The sequence below is a fragment of the Bradyrhizobium sp. genome (assembly GCF_049586575.1).
Taxonomy (GTDB): domain Bacteria; phylum Pseudomonadota; class Alphaproteobacteria; order Rhizobiales; family Xanthobacteraceae; genus Bradyrhizobium.
The window spans coordinates 1-2,286 of the sequence record NZ_JBAVCF010000519.1 but is presented as its reverse complement, the minus strand read 5'-3'; the positions used below and the strand labels follow the sequence as shown (position 1 = coordinate 2,286).

Sequence of the window (2,286 nt, the reverse complement as noted above, 5' to 3'; positions counted from 1 at the left end):
CTTGGTGATACAGCCGCCCTGCCTGGGGAAGCAGGTCCCGGACAAATGAAAGATCGTCTTCAGTGGCTTTCCAAACGGCCGTTCTAAAGACGCCTAGATGCTGCGGCGCATCCTCGAACGAATGAGCGAGCGCAGTTCTCCATACAGCGCCCATCTCCATAAACGGCATGTTGCCGATGACGGGCATGCGCACAGGCGAGTCTACTTTCAGCCTGAACAAGGCTGCTACGAGCCACGCGGTCAGGGTCGGAGTTAGGGTGTCCAGTACGCCCGCAGCTTCGATGGAAAGTTCGACTCGGCTCTGGAATGAAAAACCACCTTGCACTGCTACCCACGGCGGCGGATGTGCCGTTCCTCTTTTGACTGGCGGGGAAAATGCCATCATCGGCGAGTCGAATATGTCCACGTACACCCGGCGCAATCGCAAGCCGGAGCCAAGATCATAGGTCTCGTCGGGCAACTCTAAGGCGGTAAGGCAACCGTACAGCGGTGTGGTGTCCGGGTTCCACGCTCTGCGTGCGGCTGACCGCTTTATGAGTTCTGCGGGGTCATATTCCATGAGGTGCCCATATCATAAAGAAGTCCTCAGACTTTGCGTCCCAGGGCTCTTAGGGGGAGCTTCCTTTTGCCTGTATGATGACTTAAGCCGCTCGATATGTCTTTGAAAACAAAGGCTCGAATTGGGTGGGGGACCGAACGTAGCGCCCTCCCGCTACCATGCATGGCGTCGTCTCTGCCGCAGCGCCGTTCGGCATAACGTTTTTCAGCACAAGATGGATTCGTCAGCTCGTCATCGCGTCGCGGTCAGCATGAACGCCATGAAGCCATCGTATAGTCGACACCCGCGGCCGATGCATGCCAGTCTCCGTTAGAGGCGAGATAGTGTGATGCATGCGGTCTCCACGAGGCGTTCGGCCCTAATCATCGGCTTGATGTTGTATTCGCTAAACGTCAGCACAACCGCCAGCGCGGCTGAAGCGAATGCGCCGTCGGCGGAAAAGCTTCAGGTTCTCGGGGATTTCTTCGAAAACAAGGTTGCGACGGGAAAGATCTCCGGCGCCGTTGTCCTGATCCAGCAGCACGGTCGGCCCGTTTACCTGAAGACCTTCGGGAAGCGCGACGTCAGGACTGGCGCTCCCATGACGACGGACACCATTTTCGCCCTTCGCTCGATGACCAAGCCGATCACGAGCGTCGCGACGATGATGCTGGTTGATGCCGGCAAATTGTCGCTCGATGAACCCGTGGCGAAATACATCCCGTCCTTTGCGGGCGCGAAGGTGGCGATTGAGAAAGCCAATGCGCAGGGCGATCCGTACGAACTCGTTCCCGCCGTGCGGCAACCGACGATCAGGGATCTGCTCCTGCAAACCTCGGGCATCTCCGGCGGCTATGTCGGCGGCTGGGTCAAAAAGCTCTATGATGGAGGTCATCTGTTCGACGGGCAGTTCGATAACGCTGAGTTTGCGAAGCGGATTGGCAAACTGCCGCTCACGCGCCAACCCGGCACATTCTGGCGTTATGGTCATTCGGCCGACGTACTCGGCCGCGTGATCGAGGTCGCCTCGGGTGAGACGCTTTATCAATTCATGAAACGGTCGATCTTTGATCCGCTCGGAATGAAGCACACCAAATTCGTGCTCGATACGCGCGAGGAGCTCGCATTGAGGGCGGAGCCATTACCGACCGATCTGAACCTCATCGAGCAGGAGCGCAGGCGCCGATCCCATCCTGGGTGGGAATCCGGCGGTGGCGGGCTGGTCTCGACGACAATTGATTATGCGCGCTTCGCGCAAATGCTGCTCGATGGCGGCACCTTCGAAGGCAAGCGTTATCTCAGCCCGGCCGCGTTCAAGGATATGACGACCGACCACGTCGGTCCGGGCAGCGGCATCGGCCACGACTATTTTTACTTCCCCGGTGACGGTTTTGGTTACGGATATGGCTTGGCCGTGCGCACCAGTGCGGGAGAAGCGAAGCAGCCGGGTTCTATTGGCGAGCTGAAGTGGGACAGTTTGAGCGGCACCTATATTGGCATCGATCCCAAGCTCGACATGTTCTACCTGCTGATGGAGCAGACCGATAACGAGCGCGGCCCTATCAGGGTCGCGTTTCGCAAACTGGTCTACGACGCCTTCGCCAACCCTGTTGGGCGCTGAGCTTCAAGATCTCGCCGGGACACTTTTGCTCTGCCAAAAGCTCTGACGATGAGGTCCAATGGATGGTTGCTTTTGCGCCGGCATTGGGCTTGGATTCAATATTCGATGCGCGCACGAAGAATCCAAA

At 58.0% G+C, this 2,286-nt stretch carries 2 protein-coding genes; one reads left to right on the top strand and one right to left on the bottom strand.

Translation table 11 applies throughout. The features are described from left to right. Positions 1–559, bottom strand: a 559-nt coding sequence (locus tag WB528_RS19555; protein WP_423890043.1) for a hypothetical protein, incomplete at its 3' end; no start/stop codon positions are given. A gap of 328 nt (positions 560–887) precedes the next feature. On the opposite strand from WB528_RS19555, the gene WB528_RS19550 reads away from it, so the two are divergent. Further along, entirely contained in the window at positions 888–2,159 is a 1,272-nt protein-coding gene (locus WB528_RS19550; RefSeq protein ID WP_423890042.1) for a serine hydrolase domain-containing protein, read from the top strand. The last annotated feature ends 127 nt before the right edge of the window (positions 2,160–2,286 follow it).